This is a genomic window from Roseovarius dicentrarchi (genome assembly GCF_003316635.1).
GTDB lineage: Bacteria > Pseudomonadota > Alphaproteobacteria > Rhodobacterales > Rhodobacteraceae > Roseovarius > Roseovarius dicentrarchi.
Genome location: NZ_QNQP01000007.1, coordinates 24,256 through 40,252 on the forward strand (window position 1 = coordinate 24,256; position 15,997 = coordinate 40,252).

The window sequence follows — 15,997 nt, forward strand, 5'->3', positions numbered from 1 at the left end:
CCCATTCGGCAACGGCGCACTGCATCCTGGGGCGCGCTGCCGCAGCGGGCGCATGATCGAAGGCGGCCCGGCCCCGCGGCGCCGCATCATTCGGCAGCCGTGCGCGCCAGACGCGGCGGCGGCATCCGCTCGGCGCCCAGCAGATCGGCAGCCGGGCCGGACGGGCGGTATCCGACGGGCGCCGCCATGATGATCCGGCGCAATTCGTTGATGTCCTGCGCCTGACACGCGGCCAGAACCTGTTCCAGAAGATCGTCCAGCTGGTCGGGCGTCATGTAGATTTCGTTTGCCGTCATGATGCGCGGATGGCGCGTGTGCATGGCATGCGCCCCGATCAGCAGCTCTTCGAACAGCTTTTCGCCGGGGCGCAGTCCGGTAAAGCAGATGGCGATATCGCCCTTGTGCTTATCATGTGCGCTGCGGGCACTGCGCCACTCCTCGCCTTCCGGCAGGCGGTAGGGTGTCAGGCCGCTGAGCCGGGCGATCCTGTCGGCCAGGTCCACGATCTTGATCGGCTCGCCCATGTCCAGCAGGAAAACATCGCCGCCGGTGGCCAGCGCGCCGGCCTGAATGACCAGCTGCGCCGCTTCGGGGATGGTCATGAAGTAACGGGTGATGCGCGGATGCGTCACAGTAATCGGGCCGCCCCGTTCGACCTGTTCGCGAAAACGCGGAATGACGGACCCGGACGAGCCCAGAACATTGCCAAAGCGCACCATCGAAAACACCGTTCCCGACTGGCGCAGCGCCGCAGCCTGGCAGACCAGCTCGGCCATGCGCTTGGATGCACCCATCATGTTGGTCGGGCGCACCGCCTTGTCCGAGGAAACAAGGATCATCGATTCGACCCCGGCGATGATGGCCGCATCTGCCACAACCTTGGTGCCAAAGACGTTATTGCGCAGCCCCTCGACGACATTCTGCTCGACCAGCGGAACGTGCTTGTACGCAGCGGCATGATAGATGGTCTGCACCCCGAACCGTTGCAGCGCCGACAGGATGCGCCCCGGATTCTGCACAGACCCCATCAGCGGCACCAGCCGGATGTTCAGGCGCTGAGCTTCTATCACCTCGGTCAGTTCGTTGTTCAGCGTATAAAGGCCCAGCTCGGACAGCTCCCACAGAACCAGCGTCTGCGGCTCGTGCTGGATGATCTGGCGGCACAATTCGCTGCCGATGGATCCGCCGGCGCCCGTGACCATCACCACCTTGCCCTGAATATTCCCCTTCATCAGCGAATCCAGACCCGGAACAGGATCGCGCCCCAGCAGATCCTCGATCGCGACGTCGTGCAATTCGTTGACGCGCGATTTGCCGGTCACGATGTCCGACATGCCCGGAATGGTCTGAACACGCACGGGAAGCGTTTCAAGCCGCTCGACGATCGCACGCCGTTCCGCGCGCGAGGCGCTGGGAACGGCCAGCAGGACAACCTTGACACCGTGGATCTGGATCAGCTTGGACAGGCGCGCAGGTTCGTGGATGCGAATGCCGCCAACCTCGGAATCGCGCAGCTCTCTTGCGTCATCGACGAATGCGACGGGAATGAATTCCGAGGATTCGCGCAGGGAGCTGAGCAACTGGCGACCGGATTTGCCGGCGCCGTAAATGATGATGGGCGTACAAGCCTCCGAGGCGTGGCGCTGCAAAAGCTCCCGCAGGGCCATGCGCAGCCCTCCCAGCACGCACATCGCAATCAGCGCATAGATGGCCGCCACACTCCATGTCAGCGGCACCTGAAACAGCTGGATCGACGCCACCATCACCGATGTGGACGCAAGAACGCCTGTCAGGATGGTCATCAACAGCTGTATCGACATGTAGCGCACGACAGCGCGGTAGAACCCCAGCCGCACAAAGATCAGCAAGCTGACGGGCACGAAAACAAACGGCGCAAGCCAGAAGTCCATCACCCCCAGCACGCGCCCCTCGGCCCCGCTGAGAAGCGCCGCACCAAGATAGCTGAGCGACAGCAGAAGGGCGTCAGCAATCAGTTGCAACACGCGCTTGTGCGCACGCTTAAGCTGCAAGAGGTGGGTCAAACCGCCATCTATCATAAAAGTGACATTTCGCTTCTGCGACCTTCTGCTCAATCGACGCTCGTATAAATCCCAATCCAGACAAATCGACTTATAAAATTAAGAGGGGCTGCCGGGCGGTCGGAACTCCAAAAGGATCTTTACCCGAAACACCTGCCAAAACAGCCGTTGCAATCCTGTAATTATGCGCCTTTTTGCCCGGCAACTCAACCTGCACAATATGCGTTGGCGGGAAACCGCAGGCAGTTTCCTGCAATCAGGTGGCCGAATTTACCCAAATGCACCGATCCGCGCGTCGTCAGATGGTTTTGCGACGGCGGCGCCGCGCTTTGCTTTTGCCGCCCGGATTCGTGCTCTATACTGTGCGCAACGAACAAAAAAAGAGGCGGGTAAGATAATGAGCATCACAAGGCGACATTTTGGCATTGGCATCGCAGCGCTCGGGCTGGGCGCTTGCGGCAACATGCGCGGGCTGGGCAGCGCGGGCGGCCCTGCATCGGCGGCGCCGCTGGCCAGCGACCTGCGCCCCGTTCCGAACGCAGGCTATGACGCATGGGTTGCGGCATTCAGGGCGCGCGCGGGCAATTACGGCATCTCCAGCAGCACCTTGCAACAGGGGTTTCGCGATGCGGGATACCTGCCAGGCGTGGTCACACGCGACCGCAACCAGACCGAATTCACCCGCACGCTGGAGGATTATCTGGCGATTGCCGCCTCGGACGAACGTGTGACCAAGGGGCGCGCCGCCTACGCGCGCCACCGCACAACGCTGGAGGCGCTGGAGAACCGCTATGGCGTGGACGCGCGTATTATCGCGGCCATCTGGGGATTGGAGAGCTTCTATGGCGAGCGGCGCGGCAATGTGCCGGTTATTTCGGCCACATCGACACTGGCCTATGACGGGCGGCGCGGTTCGTTTTTCGAAAAACAACTGGTCGCCGCGCTCAAGATTATTCAAAAGGGCGACATCACCGCAGACCGGATGCTGGGCAGCTGGGCCGGCGCCATGGGGCACACACAGTTCATACCCACCTCTTACGAGATGTTCGCAGTCGATTTCACCGGCGACGGGCGGCGCGATATCTGGTCCGAAGATCCCAGCGACGCGCTGGCCTCAACCGCCGCGTATCTGTCGCGCAACGGCTGGACCCGCGGTCTGGAATGGGGGCGCGAAGTCACCGGTGCCGCACCCGGCGGTCGCATCATTCAGCCGCAGCCGGGCGGCCCGCGCTTCGCCGTGACGGGGAACTTCAACGCAATCAAACGCTACAACAATTCGGATTCATACGCGATCGGGGTCGGGCATCTGTCTGACCGGATCGGCGGCGGCGGGCCGCTGCAATCCAGCTTTCCGCCGGATGCGAATGGCCTGACCAAACAGGACCGTATCACCCTGCAACAGCGCCTGACCGCGGCCGGGTTTGATACAGGCGGCGCCGATGGCGTTATCGGCTCCAAGACCGAGGATGCCATTCGCGCCTATCAGTCCAGCCGTGGCCAGCCCGCAACTGGCGTGCCGTCACAGACATTGCTGAGCGCGCTGCGCTAGCTTGGCGCCGGGCGCACATCACGGCCGCGCCCGGCGTCCCGCCCTTTGGCCGCCCTGCCCCGGCGCCGTGCCGGGTTGCTTTGGCGGCGGACTGCCCGGCAGATCCTGGGGGATCTCCTGGGGTGGCTGCGGCACCGTTTCGGGCGGCAGATCGTTGGGAACCTCATCCGGCGCCGGATCCGGCATTCCAGGGTTCATCGGACCGGGCTGAGTAGGGTTTCCGGGCTGAGTAGGGTTTGAGGGCTGCGCAGCGGCTTGCGCGATCGGATGGGTCACGGCAAATCTCCTTTCGCTGTATACAGCCTCAACCAAGCGGACGCCCGCGCAGTTCCCGTCATCATCAACGAAACCGATAGGGTAAGGCGCCCTTGTGGGGCAAAATCGGCAAAAACGCCCGCTTGGCAGCTACTATAAATCGGGAATGTCCCGGCCCCGCCCGGCTATTTCACCATTGCCATGTTCAATGCACAGCCGTCCGAAATGAACTCGGGCCGCGTTTTGCACAAACCGCGCGCCAGATCGTAGGCGGCCAGCACCTTTGGCACATAATCGCGGGTTTCGGTGTAGGGCGGCACGCCCTTGTTGGATTTGACGGCGTTTTCGCCCGCATTATAGCCGGCAAGCGCCAGAATGGGGTCGCCGTCGAACTCCTTCAGCAGCCAATCCAGATAGGCAACGCCGCCCTTGATGTTTTGCGCCTCTGACATCGCATCGCTCACGCCGAACCGCGCGGCGGTGTCCGGGATCAGTTGCATGATCCCTTGCGCGCCCTTTTCGCTGATCGCCGTGCCGCGCCCGCCCGATTCAACCGCGATCACCGCCAGAACCAGCGCGGGCGATACATCGGTGCCGACGGTGGCCATCAGGATGTTCTGCCCCTGCGCGGTCGCGATATTCTGAATATCCTGTAAACGGTAGCGCGGCGCCGGCTGGCCCTCGGGCGGTTTGGCCAGCATTCCCAGCGCCTGATCGAAGCGCACCGTGCCAATGTCCGAATATCCCGGCGATACCAGATCCCAGAACCAGCCATAGGTCGCGGCACGCACGGCCGGAACATCGGGAAGCCCGGTCTGATCGCCCTGCTCATCGCGTTTCGGGGTCGATCCGGCGGGTGCGGGTTGATCGCCCGGCTCGATCTGGACGGTGATGCGCCTGGTCGCGCCCCGCGCCGGCGGTTTGCCCATCTTGAAGGTAAATTCAGGGAACGGCGCCGGGTCGCCGGCCCATAGCGCGCCCCCGGCACAAAGCGACGCAGCCAGAATCGGTGTCAGGACATATCGCACGGCGCGCCTCTAAGACCTCAAACTGTTTATTTTCGGTGAATCATCGCAAATAACGCCCGTCTGCGCCAGTCCCGTGCGCCTTTTACGGGCCATTTCAAAGTGATTCACACCTCTGGGCTGGCGGAATGTCGCGGCTTTGTATCATTTTTTAAACTATTAAATCGTTATATATCAATTTCTTCAGCGCAAAGCTCGCGCAAACCTCGTACTGCGCCAAAATCGATCCAATCGCGCCCAATTTGTGCCTTCATTCAGGGGCTATATATGTTCATCCGAGGCGCTGAGGGCCACTTGAGAGAAACGGCCCAGACCAGCAAGACGGTGAGAAACCTGAGAAAAACACAGATCCTTTGGAGGGACACACAATGACAAATTTCATCAAGAACTTCTGCGCAGACGAAGACGGTGCCGTGACAGTTGACTGGGTCGTACTGACCGCCGCCGTCGTTGGCCTGGGCATTGCCGGTGTTGCAGCAGTGCAGGGCGGAGTGACCGGCTTGGCCGAGACTATCGAAGAGAGCCTCGATGACGCAGAAGTCGTTGACCTCACCACTCTTGGCACTGCGCCGGTGGCTGACGAATCCCTCTGATTGAAAGTAGATCACAAAAAAGGGTCGCAGATCATTGGGTTTGCGGCCCTTCGGCATGACCGGTCCCGTGAAAAACCCCACAAGCCCAAGTTCGAGCTTGGGGGCCCATCCCTCAATATTCGCCTTTGCGTTGCTTCCGCCGAATTACCTTCTTCCTAACGCTCTATCGCCTCAATCTCACATGACCTTAGCGTCTCATGATCATCTATCAAAATCGACCCATCAAAGCGGGCCGAGCGCCACCTGAAACACGAAAGGATACCCCATGCGTCTGGTTTTCGGATTGGTTCTTTTGCTCGGCATTGGCTTGGCGGGATTTGCAGTGTATATGGCAAAGACTTACATCGAAAGCTATCAAACAGCGCTGGAACAGGAACGCGGCGCGCGCGCACCGGCCTTTCCGGTGGCAGAGGTCTATATTGCAGCGCGCAAGCTGGAATACGGCGAACGTATCCATTTGAAAGATCTGAGATTGGCCGCCTATCCGGCCACATCGCTTCCCGCGGGCGTTTTCCAGACGGAGGAGGCGCTTTTTCCGCAAGGCGCGGATGTATTGCGCACGGTCACACGCACGATGGAGCAAAACGAGTTGGTGATGGCTGTCAAGGTCACTGAACCGGGCGAGAGTGCTGGTATCACCACACAGCTGGCACGCGGCATCCGCGCCTTTACCATCCAGGTTGATAGTATAACGGGCGTTTCGGGCTTCCTGCGGCCCGGCGACCGGGTGGATGTGTATTGGACCGGCAATATCGGTAATGGCGGGCTGCGCACCGAAGGCGACAGCACCGGTGATGTGACCAAGCTTATTCAAGCCAACGTCAGGCTGATTGCCGTCGACCAATCGTCGAATTCCGACCGCGAAGGCGCAAGCGTTGCGCGCACGGTAACGGTCGCCGCCCCGCCCGAGCAGGTGGCCGCGCTGGCGCAGGCCCAATCCACCGGCCGGCTCAGCCTGTCACTGGTCGGGGCGCAGGACGATACGGTGACGGACGCGATTGAGGTGGACCAACGACAGCTGCTGGGCCTTGCCTCCGCGCCGGTTGCCGCCCCCGTTGACCGCTCCGAGGTTTGCACGATCCGCACCCGCCGCGGCGGTGAGGTGATCGTAACGCCCATTCCCTGTACCAACTGAGCGCCGCGCGCCGCAGGGCTGACTATGGGCCGTCCGGAGCGGCTATAGGACTGAAATCGTTCACGATACAAGGGGCGCCTCTGCCAGGGCGCCCCGTTTCATTCGTGCAACTATTTCTGTGCAAGTCCATAAAACGCGGGCTAACTGTCATTGATTCTTGAAAAATCCGCAAAACTCCCGCAGTGTCGGGGTAATCTCGGGCAGCAAGACCCGAAAAAATGAGGCGTGATCGGAAGGCAGGTCACATGAAATACTGCAAAATTCTATCGGTCGCCCTCATCGGGCTGGCCGGGGTCATGGCCATTGCGCCTGCGCCCGCCACATCAGACACGCTGCACGTCGTCCGAAAGGGCGCCGAGCGTGATCTGGCGGTGTCCATGAACCGCGCCGTCGTGGTCGAAAGCGATGTCCCCTTTGCCGAGCTGAGCATTGCCAACCCGGCCATCGCCGATTTCTCGACCCTGTCGGACCGCACCATCTATGTTCTGGGCAAAACGCCGGGGCGCACCACGCTGACGCTGCTGGATGAAAACGGGCGCCTGATCGCCAATGTCGAAGTGTCGGTCAGCGCCGATGTGTCGGAATTCAAGGCACGCCTGCGCCAGATCCTGCCGAATGAGCAGATCGAAGTGCGCACCGCCAATGACGGCATCGTCATGTCCGGCACGGTCAGCAGCGCGCCGCGTATGCAGCGCGCGCTGGATCTGGCCGAACGCTACGCGCCCGAGCGGGTGTCGAACCTGATGAGCGTGTCGGGCAAGCAGCAGGTCATGCTGAAGGTCCGATTTGCCGAAATGCAGCGCAATGTCGCCAAAAGCCTGTCGTCGTCACTGGCGATCGACGGGCTGTCTGCGGGCGGTCTGGGCGCGGGTGTGGCGGTCAATGGCATCGCCTCGAACGCGGCGCCCAGCGGCGTCACGCCCGGCCTGTCCCCTGCGGGCGCGACCAATAACGGCGCGGCCTTCTTTGGCTTCAACGCCGGATCGGCACAGATCGGCATCCTGCTACAGGCGCTGGAAACCAAGGGCGTCGTGCGCACACTGGCCGAGCCGAACCTGACCGCCCTTTCGGGCCAGGAGGCCAAGTTTCTGGCCGGCGGCGAATATCCCATTCCCGTCAGCTCCGATGACGGCGTTTCCATCGAATTCAAACCCTTCGGCGTCGAGCTGAACTTTGTGCCGCGCGTTCTGGATGACGAGGTCATCAATCTGGAACTGGCCGCCGCCGTGTCATCGCTGGACCCCAGCAACGGCATTCAGGCCAGCGGCTTCAACATCAGCGGGTTCAAGCGGCGCGAGACGTCAACCACCGTGGCGCTGCGCGATGGCGAAAGCTTTGCTATCGCCGGTTTGCTTCAGGATGATTTCCGCGACAATGCCGGGCAGGTGCCATGGCTGGGCGATGTGCCGGTGCTGGGCGCCCTGTTTCGCAGCGCCGATTACCAGCGCTCGCAAACCGAGCTGGTGATCATTGTGACCGCCCATCTGGTCATGCCCACCCGCGGCGAGGCGCTGGCCCTGCCCACGGACCGGGTCAGACTGCCGTCCGAGGCGGATCTGTTCCTGAACGGGCGCGTGGCGCGCGACGCAATGCCCAGAACAGGCGGCGCGGGCGAAGTGGCGCGGCAGGATTTCAGCGGCTCTTACGGCTATGTGATGGACTGATGCAGGGAGCAGAGCATATGAAAAACCCTTTTATATCGCTGCCTGCGGTGATCATGGCGCTGTCTGTCGGCGCCTGCGCCGGACCCAATGATGCTGTATACCGGTCGCACTCGGTCGAGGCCGGGTCCCTGGTCGATGGTGGCAACTTTGGCGTTGCGACCATGAACAACACCCAGATCATGACCGGCGAGCGCAGTTATGTGTTCGACCTGTCCAACCGCTTTGCAAGCGAAGTGCTGACGACCGTCAACTTCGCGTTCAACTCGGACGTGCTGGACGGCGGTGCGCGTGACACGCTGCGCGAGCAGGCCGCGTGGATCCGGCAATTCCCCGAGGTCAGGTTCAAGGTGTACGGCCATACCGATGCGGTCGGATCGCCCCGCTATAACGAAGGCCTTGGTATGCGCCGGGCGCGGGCCGTGGTGGCCTATCTGGCAAGCCAGGGCATCAGCACATCCCGGCTGGAGGCCGTCGTATCGCTGGGCGAGGCGCAGCCGCTGATCGTGACGCAAGGGCGCGAGCGCCGCAACCGGCGCACCGTGACCGAAGTGTCGGGTTTCGTGCAATCGCACCCCATCATCATGGATGGCAAATACGCGCAGGTCGTCTATCGCGGCACAATCGATAGCGCCAGGCCCGCATCGGGCCTGTCCATGGCCGGCACGATTGGCGCCGCAGAGTAACGCATCGCGTCAATCGCGGCGCAACGGTTTCTCCCCTGCCCGGCTTGCCGGGACACCTTCAAGGCCCGCCGCATTGTCGGCGGGTTTTTTCTGTGCCGCCCCGCTCTGCCTGCGCGGGCGGGCGGGGTAAAACCGCACAATGACGATAATCCGGCCCCATTGTTGCCCAGATTTTCCGCGAGTTTGGCACAAGGAAAAACCGTTCCGCGCCTTTGCTGCGGTTCGCGATTCGAGAACCCAAGTCTGCCCGCACAGGCCGCCCACCCCAAGAGGCGCGCGCAGGCAGGCCGCAAGAATAGGACAATAGCGCCATGAGCAGTGCGATAAACCAACCGGAGCCAAGCCCGCTTGTCGCTTGCACCATCAGTCGGGACGTCACCACCTTTGATCTGCTGATCGAGGATATGGAGGCCGCCGTTGGCGAGGCATGGGGCGATCTGGGTTTTCCCGAGGCGCTGGCCTTCTTGCGGCAGCTTGACGCGGAAATGCTGGAATTCATCGCCATTGCCATCGATGACGAGGATGAGGACCGGCTGCCGATCATCGGGGACATCATCGAACTGGCCGGGCAACTGGGCATCAAGGTGATCCTGATCGCCGATGATGTCAGCCCGACGGCGCTGCACACGCTTTTGCGGCAGGGCGCGGATGAATTCGTGCCCTACCCCTTGCCCGAGGGCGAATTGCAGGCCGCCATCGACCGTTTGCGCCAGCCAGCCGAGCCTGCGGCGCCCAGCACCAACATCGCCGCAAACGCCGCAGGGCAAAAGGGTGCCTTGCTGGCCGTGCATGGGCTTGCGGGGGGCACCGGCGCCACGACGCTGGCGGTCAATCTGGCGTGGGAATTGGCCAGCATATCCAAGGACAAGGCGCCGCGCGTATGCGTGATCGACCTGGGGCTGCAATTTGGATCCGTCGCGACCTGCCTTGACCTGCCGCGCCGCGAGGCCGTGTTTGAAATGTGGTCCGACACCGAAACCATGGACGAGGATATCTTCAAACAGGCGCTGGTCAGCTATCAGGACCGGCTGTGGGTGCTGACCGCCCCGCCCGAAATGCTGCCGCTGGACATGATCACCTCGGAGGATGTGAACAAGGTGCTGGATCTGGCCTGCGGCCATTTTGATTACGTCATCGTCGACATGCCCGCCACGCTGGTGCAATGGACCGAGGCGGTGCTGACCGCCGCGCAGATCTATTTCATGACGATGGAAATGGACATGCGCTCGGCCCAGAATACGCTGCGCCTGAAACGCGCGCTTCAGGCCGAGGATTTGCCAGTGGAAAAGCTGCGGTTTTGCATGAACCGCGCGCCCAAATTCACCGATCTGAACGGCAAGGCCCGTGTCAAGCGGATGGCCGAAAGTCTGGAAATCGGGATCGAGCTGCAACTGCCCGACGGTGGCAAGGCGGTCAGTCAGGGCACTGATCATGGTCTGCCTCTGGCCAATTCCGCCCCAAAGAACCCGCTGCGAAAAGAGATCGCAAAACTTGCCGCCTCGCTTCATGCGCTGGGCGCAGCCAGCGCCGCTGCCGTTTAAATCAGGCCCGCGAAAGGTATTCGACAGATGTTTTCCCGCTACAAAAAACCCAGCCCCGGCCAGGCGCGCCCCGTGGCTGCCGCCCCCGAAAAAGCCGCCAAACCGGCCCCCGTCACAGCCGCGCCCGCCCCGAAACCGGCCAGCCTGCGCCGCCCCACCGCCCCCGCAAGGGCCGACGCCGCGCCCCAGGACAAAGAGCGCAAGCGCAAGGAGCGGCTGGGCGAGATCAAGCTGGACCTGCACCGCGCCCTGCTGGACAACCTGAACCTCGGCGCGCTGGACACCGCGACCGAGCAGGAGCTGCGCGCGGAAATCGGCGCGATCACCGCCGAGGTTCTGGAGGAACGCAGCATCGTGCTGAACCGCGAGGATCGCACGACCCTCACGCAGGAGCTGTATGACGAGGTGCGCGGCCTTGGCCCGCTGGAGACGTTGCTGAAGGATGACACCGTCAACGACATCCTCGTCAACGGACCGCACCAGATATTCATCGAACGCGACGGTATTCTGGAGCTGAGCGACGTCACCTTCAAAGACGAAAAGCACCTTTTGCGCATCATCGACAAGATTGTCAGCGCCGTGGGCCGCCGTGTCGACGAATCCAACCCTTATGTAGACGCCCGCCTTGCCGATGGTTCGCGCTTCAACGCGATGGTGCCCCCCGTCGCGGTGGATGGCAGCCTTGTTTCGATCAGAAAGTTCAAAAAGGACAAGCTGGGCATCGACGATCTGGTGCGTTTCGGCGCCTTCAGCGAAGAAATGGCTGCATATCTGCAAGCCGCCGTGGCGTGCCGTCTGAACATCATCGTCTCGGGCGGGACCGGATCGGGCAAAACCACCACGCTGAACGCGCTGTCATCGTTCATCGACAATTCCGAGCGTATCCTGACGATCGAGGATACCGCCGAACTTCAGTTGCAACAGGTCCATGTCGGGCGCATGGAATCGCGCCCCCCCCAACGTCGAGGGCAAGGGCGAGGTATCCCCGCGCGATTGCCTGAAAAACGCGCTGCGGATGCGCCCCGACCGCATCATCGTCGGCGAGACGCGCGGCGAGGAAGTCATCGACATGTTGCAGGCAATGAACACGGGCCATGACGGGTCCATGACCACGATCCACGCCAACAACCCGCGCGATGGGATTTCACGGCTGGAGAACATGGTGGCGATGGCCGGTATCGAAATGCCGCTGAAGGCCGTGCGCAGCCAGATCGCGTCGGCTGTGCATCTGATCGTGCAGGCCAGCCGCCTTCAGGATGGCAGCCGCCGCATGACCTCGATCACCGAGGTGACCGGGATGGAGGGCGAAGTGATTTCGATGCAGGAGGTGTTCCGCTTCCAGCGCGTCGGCCTGACACCCGAAAACAAGATCCTGGGCCATTTCACCGCCACCGGCGTGCGTTCGCATTATTCCGAGCGGTTCCGCCTGTGGGGCTATGATCTGCCCGCATCGATCTATGAACCCGTCACACCGGAGTAGCCCTGATGACCCTCAGCATTGAACCGATCATTTACGGCCTCATCTTCTTCGGCGTTCTTGTGCTGGTCGAAGGGATTTACCTGACCGTTTTCGGCAAATCCATCAGCCTCAACAGCAGGGTCAACCGCCGGCTCGACATGCTGGAGAAGGGCGGCCGCCGCGAGGAGGTGATGGAAAAGCTGCGCAAGGAAATGGAGCAGCACCTGCGCTCGCGCCGCTTCCCGCTGTATTCCATATTGGCGTCCAAGGCACAAAAGGCGGCCATCGCATTCTCGCCCAGGCAGCTGATGATGCTTATGGCGCTGCTGGCCTTTGTGGCATTCATCGGCCTGTCCATCGGCACCGCCACCACCCTGCCTGTCCGCATCGCGGTGGCGATTGCGATGGGCATCGGCGGCATTTTCATGTGGATTTCCTCCAAGGCGAAGAAACGGATGGGCCTGATGGAGGAACAGCTGCCCGACGCGATCGAGTTGATGGTCCGCTCGCTCAAGGTCGGGCATCCGTTTTCCTCTGCCGTGTCCATCGTTGCCAAGGAAATGTCGGATCCGCTGGCGACCGAATTCGGCGTCATCGCGGACGAGGCTGCATACGGGCGCGACATGGGCGAGGCGCTGAAGGATCTGGCCGAGCGGCTGGATATGCAGGATCTGCGCTTTCTTGCCGTTGCGGTCACCATTCAGCAGCAATCGGGCGGCAACCTGGCCGAAATTCTTGACGGTCTGGCCAAGGTGATCCGCGCGCGGTTCCGGCTGTTCCGCCGGGTCAAGGCCATCACCGCCGAGGCGCAATGGTCCGGCAAGTTTCTGTCCGGCTTCCCGCTGCTGGCGCTGGTCGGCATTCAGCTGCTGGACCCCAATTATTACGACAAGGTCATGGACCATCCGTTCTTTATTCCTGCCTGCCTCGTTGTTGGTGCGTTTTTGGTGGTCAACCTGATCGTCATGCGCGCGCTCGTGAATATCAAAGTCTGAAGAGGATCTTCAAATGGCCTTCCTGAACGATATCCTGACCGGCGCCCTTGGCCCCTTTGGCCCGATCATCGTGGTGGGGATGCTGGGGATCATGCTGATCGTCGTCACCATCATCCTGATGCTGAACCGCCCCGAGGATCCGCTGGACAAGCTGAAGCGCACGGAAGCCGCGGCCAAGCTGGGCACGCGCGGCGCCGCCCAGCCGCGCCTGCGCGCGGGCAGCAAAAACGATGCGCTGGACAAATACGCCGGATTTCTTGAGCCGCAGGACGAAAAACAGCTCAGCGAGATCCGCAAGAAACTGATGCAGGCCGGCTACCGCGACCGCGATGCGGTGCGCTATTTCCACTTTGCCCAGTTCGTTTTGGGCATTGGCGGGCTGGTGCTGGGCGTGATCTACTACATGCTGTTCAAATCGGGGGGCGAGACCAGCACGACACAGATCATTCTGTATATCCTCGGCCCCGGCGGCATCGGCTACATGGCCCCGAAATACTGGGTCACAAAGCGCCAGCAACAGCGGCAGGAAGAAATCACCGACGGATTTCCCGACAGTCTGGACATGATGCTGGTCTGCGTCGAGGCGGGGCAATCGCTGGACCAGTCGATCATCCGCGTGTCCAATGAGATCCGCTCGTCCTTTCCGGCGCTGGCGGATGAGTATCTGCTGGTCAGCCAACAGATCAAGGCCGGCCGCGACAAGGCATCTGTTCTGAACGAAATGGCAGATCGCTGCGGCGTGCAGGACATTTCCAGCTTTGTCACCGTTCTGGTGCAATCGCAGACCTTTGGCACATCCATTGCCGACGCGTTGCGCGTCTATGCCGGCGAAATGCGCGACAAACGCGTCATGCGCGCCGAGGAAAAGGCCAACAAACTGCCGACAAAGATGACATTGGCGACGATGATGCTTACGGTGCCGCCATTGTTGATTATTCTGGTCGGCCCGTCCGTTCTGGGCATCATGGAATTTGCCGCGATGTCGCAGTGATACTGCCCGCACCCCAAAGGATGACATGACGCGCATTTCCGCAATTTTGACGGCATTTCTGGCGCTGGCGGCCTGTTCCGGGGCGCCTGACCCGTCCGGTCCCTTTGCCCCCGGCATTGCGCAAGACGGCACGGCGGTCGATGGCGCGACCGTCGGCCACCGCCTGATGCGCGCGGGCGAATTTGAACTGGCGATCAAGGCATTCTCGCGCGCCGCGCTGGAGGGGGGCATGACATCGGAGGTTTATCTGGGTCTGGGCAGTGCATACCTCGGCCTTGGCCGTGTGGGCCAGGCCGAGACGCTGCTGCGCGAGGCCATTGAGCGGGATGAAAAATCACCCGAGGCGTGGAACAATCTGGGTGTCACCCTCATGGAACAGGGCGAAATTGCCGAGGCGGCGCAGGTGTTCCGCCGGGCCTATGCGCTGGACAATGGCGAAAGTGACTCAATCCGTGACAATCTGCGCTTGGCGCTCGCAAAACAGGAAAATTCGGTTTATGCTGAGCCCGAGACCCAAGATTTCAAATTGGTGCGACGCGGTAGCAGCGACTACCTGATCCGGTCCATTCCGTGAACCGGACACCCGTCAAAAGGGCGCGTATCAATACGAGGCGAGGCAGTAAAAGGACGCGAAAATGCGCCACCCCATCCTATTATCGCTCTGCGCGGCAGGGGCAATGGCCCTGACCGCCTGCGAAAAGCAAGATAACGAGGCGATTGACCGCAAGTTTCAGGGCGTCAACGTCATCGACGAATCCAACCTGAACGACGTGATGCTGACCACCGCCGACCCCAACGAGGGCGTCGCCTATTTCCAGCGCAGCGTTGGCGAAAACCCGGACCGGATTGATCTGCAACGCGGGCTGGCCGCCAGCCTGGTGCGTGCCGGGCGCGCAACCGAAGGGGTCGCTGCGTGGAAAAAGGTTGTCGCCCACAAGGAGGCCACCGACAACGACCGCGTCGAGATGGCCGATGCGCTGATCCGCAACAACGACTGGGACCGCGCCGAAAAAACCCTGAACGAAATCCCCCCCACCCATGAGACGTTCAAACGCTACCGGCTGGAGGCGATGGTTGCCGACAGCAACAAGGACTGGAAAAAGGCCGACAGTTTTTACGAGACGGCCGTCGGCATGACCACCCGCCCGGCCGGCGTGATGAACAACTGGGGCTATTCCAAGCTGAGCCGCGGCGATTACGCCGATGCCGAGCGTCTGTTTTCCGATGCCGTCCGGCAGGACACGACCCTGTTCACCGCCAAGAACAACCTCGTCCTGGCGCGCGGTGCGCAGGGCAACTATGCGCTGCCAGTGATGCCGGTCAGCCAGACCGAGCGCGCCCAGTTGCTCTACACGCTGGGACTGTCCGCCGTCAAAAAGGGCGACGTGACCACCGGCAAGGGCCTGTTGCGCGATGCGGTTGACACCCATCCACAGCATTTCGAGGCCGCGGTGCGCAGCCTCGCCGCATTGGAAAGCAACGTGGTCAACTAGGACATTCGGACAAAAAGGGGCGCGGCCCATGCACATCTCGGCCACCGCTGCATTGTGGTTTGCCCCGCTTATCCTGCCGGTCTGCGCATGGGTGGCGTGGAGCGATCTGCGCTATATGAAGATCCCGAACAAGGCGGTGATGACGATGGTCATCATCTACATCGCCATCGGCCTGATCGTCCTGCCGCTGGATATTTTCGCATGGCGGCTGGTGCATCTGGCGGTGGTGCTGCTGGTCGGCATTGTGCTGAACGCGGTCGGCGTCCTTGGCGCAGGGGATGCCAAATTTGCCGCCGCCGCCGCGCCCTTCATCGCGATCGGCGATCTGCAACTGGTGCTGATGATCCTCGCCGGCATGATGATCGCGGGCTATGCCATTCATCGCATTGCCAAACACACCGCCCTGCGCCGCCTTGCCCCCCATTGGGAAAGCTGGACGCGCGAGGGCAAATATCCGATGGGCCTGTCGCTTGGCGGCGCGATGGCGGCCTATCTGCTGCTGGGCGCCGCCTACGGCGCCTGAACTGCCTTTCAGCCGCCCGCAGGCTGCCATAATTTGCGCATGATTGACGGGC

The 15,997-nt window shown here is 61.9% G+C and carries 14 protein-coding genes and 1 pseudogene; 12 read left to right on the plus strand and 3 right to left on the minus strand.

From position 1 onward, the window contains the following. Positions 1 to 86: 86 nt before the first annotated feature. On the minus strand, positions 87 to 2,042 hold the full coding sequence (locus DQ230_RS06800; RefSeq protein ID WP_238987447.1) for a polysaccharide biosynthesis protein: 1,956 nt from the start codon (positions 2,040 to 2,042) through the stop codon (positions 87 to 89). Positions 2,043 to 2,436: 394 nt separating this feature from the next. Between DQ230_RS06800 and DQ230_RS06805 the strand changes: the two genes are divergently transcribed. After that, positions 2,437 to 3,588 carry a lytic murein transglycosylase gene (locus DQ230_RS06805; RefSeq protein WP_113911829.1) on the plus strand — a complete coding sequence of 384 codons (1,152 nt, stop codon included), beginning with the start codon at positions 2,437 to 2,439 and terminating at the stop codon, positions 3,586 to 3,588. An 18-nt stretch (positions 3,589 to 3,606) separates the two neighbouring features. Here the strand turns inward: DQ230_RS06805 and DQ230_RS17060 are convergent, their stop codons facing one another. Both DQ230_RS17060 and DQ230_RS06810 read right to left on the minus strand, forming a co-directional pair. Continuing rightward, positions 3,607 to 3,864, minus strand: coding sequence for a hypothetical protein (locus tag DQ230_RS17060; protein ID WP_162497385.1), 258 nt, complete (start codon positions 3,862 to 3,864; stop codon positions 3,607 to 3,609). A 164-nt stretch (positions 3,865 to 4,028) separates the two neighbouring features. Then, positions 4,029 to 4,871: a lytic transglycosylase domain-containing protein gene (locus DQ230_RS06810; RefSeq protein ID WP_238987448.1), complete on the minus strand. Its 843-nt coding sequence runs from the start codon at positions 4,869 to 4,871 to the stop codon at positions 4,029 to 4,031. Positions 4,872 to 5,236: 365 nt separating this feature from the next. Between DQ230_RS06810 and DQ230_RS06815 the strand changes: the two genes are divergently transcribed. From DQ230_RS06815 to DQ230_RS06865, 11 genes and pseudogenes are all read left to right on the plus strand, one after another. After that, positions 5,237 to 5,461, plus strand: coding sequence for a Flp family type IVb pilin (locus tag DQ230_RS06815; protein WP_113911830.1), 225 nt, complete (start codon positions 5,237 to 5,239; stop codon positions 5,459 to 5,461). A 265-nt stretch (positions 5,462 to 5,726) separates the two neighbouring features. After that, the gene (gene cpaB / locus DQ230_RS06820) at positions 5,727 to 6,596 is read left to right on the plus strand and encodes a Flp pilus assembly protein CpaB (RefSeq protein ID WP_113911831.1); all 870 of its coding nucleotides are present in this window, start codon (positions 5,727 to 5,729) and stop codon (positions 6,594 to 6,596) included. A 245-nt stretch (positions 6,597 to 6,841) separates the two neighbouring features. Continuing rightward, positions 6,842 to 8,260 carry a type II and III secretion system protein family protein gene (locus tag DQ230_RS06825; protein WP_113911832.1) on the plus strand — a complete coding sequence of 473 codons (1,419 nt, stop codon included), beginning with the start codon at positions 6,842 to 6,844 and terminating at the stop codon, positions 8,258 to 8,260. A gap of 17 nt (positions 8,261 to 8,277) precedes the next feature. Then, on the plus strand, positions 8,278 to 8,943 hold the full coding sequence (locus tag DQ230_RS06830) for an OmpA family protein (RefSeq protein WP_113911833.1): 666 nt from the start codon (positions 8,278 to 8,280) through the stop codon (positions 8,941 to 8,943). A gap of 311 nt (positions 8,944 to 9,254) precedes the next feature. Continuing rightward, positions 9,255 to 10,484: a CpaE/TadZ family protein gene (locus DQ230_RS06835; RefSeq protein WP_113911834.1), complete on the plus strand. Its 1,230-nt coding sequence runs from the start codon at positions 9,255 to 9,257 to the stop codon at positions 10,482 to 10,484. Positions 10,485 to 10,511: 27 nt separating this feature from the next. Further along, a pseudogene (locus DQ230_RS06840) lies at positions 10,512 to 11,964 on the plus strand (CpaF family protein). A gap of 5 nt (positions 11,965 to 11,969) precedes the next feature. Further along, positions 11,970 to 12,938 (plus strand): type II secretion system F family protein, encoded by a 969-nt coding sequence (locus tag DQ230_RS06845; protein WP_113911835.1) that lies wholly within the window; start codon positions 11,970 to 11,972, stop codon positions 12,936 to 12,938. A 13-nt stretch (positions 12,939 to 12,951) separates the two neighbouring features. Continuing rightward, entirely contained in the window at positions 12,952 to 13,929 is a 978-nt protein-coding gene (locus DQ230_RS06850) for a type II secretion system F family protein (protein WP_113911836.1), read from the plus strand. Between the two features lie 25 nt (positions 13,930 to 13,954). Next, positions 13,955 to 14,503, plus strand: a complete 549-nt coding sequence (locus tag DQ230_RS06855; protein WP_113911837.1) for a tetratricopeptide repeat protein — start codon at positions 13,955 to 13,957, stop codon at positions 14,501 to 14,503. Positions 14,504 to 14,564: 61 nt separating this feature from the next. Next, positions 14,565 to 15,422, plus strand: coding sequence for a tetratricopeptide repeat protein (locus DQ230_RS06860; RefSeq protein WP_113911838.1), 858 nt, complete (start codon positions 14,565 to 14,567; stop codon positions 15,420 to 15,422). Positions 15,423 to 15,450: 28 nt separating this feature from the next. Then, on the plus strand, positions 15,451 to 15,945 hold the full coding sequence (locus DQ230_RS06865; RefSeq protein WP_113911839.1) for a prepilin peptidase: 495 nt from the start codon (positions 15,451 to 15,453) through the stop codon (positions 15,943 to 15,945). Positions 15,946 to 15,997 lie beyond the last annotated feature (52 nt).

Excerpts from the sequence above, each read along its gene's own strand:
- DQ230_RS06805 (WP_113911829.1), top strand. The coding sequence starts at position 2,437 with ATGAGCATCACAAGGCGACATTTTGGCATTGGCATCGCAGCGCTCGGG.
- DQ230_RS06815 (WP_113911830.1), top strand. The coding sequence starts at position 5,237 with ATGACAAATTTCATCAAGAACTTCTGCGCAGACGAAGACGGTGCCGTG.
- cpaB (WP_113911831.1), top strand. The coding sequence starts at position 5,727 with ATGCGTCTGGTTTTCGGATTGGTTCTTTTGCTCGGCATTGGCTTGGCG.
- DQ230_RS06825 (WP_113911832.1), top strand. The coding sequence starts at position 6,842 with ATGAAATACTGCAAAATTCTATCGGTCGCCCTCATCGGGCTGGCCGGG.
- DQ230_RS06830 (WP_113911833.1), top strand. The coding sequence starts at position 8,278 with ATGAAAAACCCTTTTATATCGCTGCCTGCGGTGATCATGGCGCTGTCT.
- DQ230_RS06835 (WP_113911834.1), top strand. The coding sequence starts at position 9,255 with ATGAGCAGTGCGATAAACCAACCGGAGCCAAGCCCGCTTGTCGCTTGC.
- DQ230_RS06845 (WP_113911835.1), top strand. The coding sequence starts at position 11,970 with ATGACCCTCAGCATTGAACCGATCATTTACGGCCTCATCTTCTTCGGC.
- DQ230_RS06850 (WP_113911836.1), top strand. The coding sequence starts at position 12,952 with ATGGCCTTCCTGAACGATATCCTGACCGGCGCCCTTGGCCCCTTTGGC.
- DQ230_RS06855 (WP_113911837.1), top strand. The coding sequence starts at position 13,955 with ATGACGCGCATTTCCGCAATTTTGACGGCATTTCTGGCGCTGGCGGCC.
- DQ230_RS06860 (WP_113911838.1), top strand. The coding sequence starts at position 14,565 with ATGCGCCACCCCATCCTATTATCGCTCTGCGCGGCAGGGGCAATGGCC.
- DQ230_RS06865 (WP_113911839.1), top strand. The coding sequence starts at position 15,451 with ATGCACATCTCGGCCACCGCTGCATTGTGGTTTGCCCCGCTTATCCTG.